Raw genomic sequence first — 2390 nt, 5'->3', positions numbered from 1 at the left:
CACCGGGTCACCAGGGCGGCCCACGTGCGGGCGGCCTCCTCGACGACCAGGTCGGTCAGGGGCCCGGTCTCCACGTGCCGCCGGCCGGGGTCCAGGGGGAAGGTGGCGACCAGCAGGCCCGGTGCGGTCGACGGCTCGTCGGTGGGCGTGGGGGCGTGCACGACACCGGCCGCGGGGACACCGGGGGTGGCGGTGGATGACGGGTGGGTGCCGGGCCGGGGCGCGGCCCAGGTCACCTGCCAGGTGTCACGGTTGCGGTCCTCGACGGGACGGTCGGCCAGGACCGCTACGGGGACGGGGCCGTCCCGGCGGGCCACCACCCAGCGGTCCTCCACGTCGGCGAGGGTGCGGGACCCGTGCGGGGTGCGGATCACCACGCGGGCCAGTGCGGGCAGGGCGAGGAGCAGGGCGTCGTCGACGGCGTCGAGCTGGGCCCGGACGGCGTCCGCGGCGTCCTGGTCACGCAGGTGGAGGACCACCACGGTGACAGGCTCGTGGTCGCGGACGGCCGCTGGGTCGGGCTCGGTCGCGAACGGCAGGCGCAGCACCGGCAGGGAGCTGCCCCGGGCGTGGACCTCGCGGGCCAGGGCGGGGTGGTCGGTGAGCAGCGGCTCGAGGGCCGCGCGGGTGCGGTCGACGGAGAACTCGACGCCGCCGAGCGCGGTGGACGCGGTGATGCGGTCGCTGACGGCCCTGGTCGCGGCGAACCCGACCCCGAACCGTCCGACGGTGCCACGGGCGCGCTTGGCCGAGGCCCGCAAGGACGCCAGGGACGCCACACCGGCCGCGTCCAGGGGTTCACCGGTGCTGGTGGCGACGAGCAGGGCGCCGCCGGAGCCGTCCTGCAGGTCCAGGGTCAGCGTGCCTGGGGACCCGCGGCGGGTCGCGGCGTCGGCGGCGTTCTGGGCGAGCTCGACCACGACGCGGTCCCGGTAGTGGCGCCGGGCGTGGTCCTCCTCGCCGTTGGCGTCCTCACGGAACCGTGCGGGGTTGTCGACCCATGCGGCGAGCGTCGCGCGGCGCAGGTGCGCGGTGCCGAAGGGGTCGGCCGTCGTCACTCCCCGGCCGGGACCTGGGCGGCGGGATCCTCGGCGGCGGGCTCCTGCGCCGCGGGCTCCTCGGCGGTCGGCTCCTCGGCGGTCGGCTCCTGAACGACCTCGAGCTCGTCCCCGGGCGGTGGGGCGGGCCACTCCGAGGGCTGGGCCTCGACGTCGGTCTGGGAGTGGGCGCCGCAGCCGTGGTCCATGGAGACCACACGGCCGTCGTCGGGCGACCACTCGTTGGCGCACACCCCGAACTCGGTGCGCAGCGAGCCGGCCATCAGCAGCAGGAAGGCGCAGCTGGAGCACGGGGCGCTGGCGGCGACGGCGTGCGGGGCGGTGGGCCCGTGGTCGCCGGTGTACCAGCGCTCGGCAGCCATCGACCGGCCGCGGCGGGACAGGACGCGCTCACGCCCCAGGCCCAGCTCGAACATGGCCACCGCGTCGGAGTCCGCGTCGCCGGTCGCCTCGTACCCATGCTCCAGACGCTCGTCGTCCACCTGGTACGGCAGCACGTCGCCCGGGCCGAGGTCACCGGGCTTGACCCGGTCCGCCCACGGCACCCACGCCGGAGCCAGCACCGCGTCGTCGCCGGGAAGCAGCTCGACCTCGCACACGCTGGGCTTGCGCCCACGCGGGGGCCGCGCGACCGTGACGGTCCACCGCCAGCCGCGGTAGCCCTTCTGGGTGGTCGCAAACCGGTGCGAGACCAGCCGCTCACCCTCGACCACCAGGCCGAGGTGCTCGCCGACCAGGTCGGCCTGGCCGGCGACCTCCTCGGCGGCACGCCGGGCGAGGTCCACGGCCGAGGCCAGGACCGTGTCCTTCGTCGCGGCAGGCATCAGGCCTCGAGGTCGTCCGCGACGGCCCGGAGCACCGTGGCGACCTGGGTGGCCCGGGCCTTCTCCGGGTAGCGGCCTCGGCGCAGGCCGTTGCCGACCACGTCGAGGAGCTTGATGAGGTCCTCGACGATCACCGCCATGTCGTCGGCGGGCTTGCGCTGGGCCTTGGCGACCGAGGGGACCGGGTCCAGCAGGCGCACGGACAGCGCCTGCGGCCCGCGGCGCCCGTCGGCCACGCCGAAGTCGACCTTGGCGCCGGGCTTGGGCGCGGGCGCCCCCGCAGGCAGGGCCGAGGCGTGCAGGAACACCTCACCGCCGTCATCGCCGGCGATGAAACCGAAGCCACGCTCGGTGTCGAACCACTTGACCTTGCCGGTGGGCACTGGAACCCCTGTTGTCTGGTCGGAGCACTGACGGCACCAGGCTACCGGCCGGGAGGGCCGACGGCGCCGCGCGCCACCCGTCCGGCCCGGTCACCAGAAGACGGCGAGCACCACGTTGAGGACGG

The 2390-nt window shown here is 76.0% G+C and carries 3 protein-coding genes; all 3 read right to left on the bottom strand.

The annotated features are described in order from the left end of the window. The coding region (locus N869_RS14435) for a sacsin N-terminal ATP-binding-like domain-containing protein (RefSeq protein ID WP_035062735.1) at positions 1–1058 on the bottom strand (1058 nt) is incomplete at its 3' end. Further along, complete coding sequence (locus tag N869_RS14430) at positions 1055–1882, bottom strand: DUF3027 domain-containing protein (protein ID WP_035062733.1); 828 nt, start codon at positions 1880–1882, stop codon at positions 1055–1057. The genes N869_RS14430 and N869_RS14435, both read right to left, overlap by 4 nt. After that, positions 1882–2265 carry a cold-shock protein gene (locus tag N869_RS14425; RefSeq protein ID WP_035062732.1) on the bottom strand — a complete coding sequence of 128 codons (384 nt, stop codon included), beginning with the start codon at positions 2263–2265 and terminating at the stop codon, positions 1882–1884. The genes N869_RS14430 and N869_RS14425 overlap by 1 nt, the downstream gene beginning before the upstream one ends. Positions 2266–2390 lie beyond the last annotated feature (125 nt).

The organism is Cellulomonas bogoriensis 69B4 = DSM 16987, from assembly GCF_000767165.1.
GTDB classification, from domain to species: Bacteria; Actinomycetota; Actinomycetes; order Actinomycetales; family Cellulomonadaceae; genus Actinotalea; species Actinotalea bogoriensis.
This window is presented reverse-complemented; position numbering and strand designations above follow the sequence as displayed.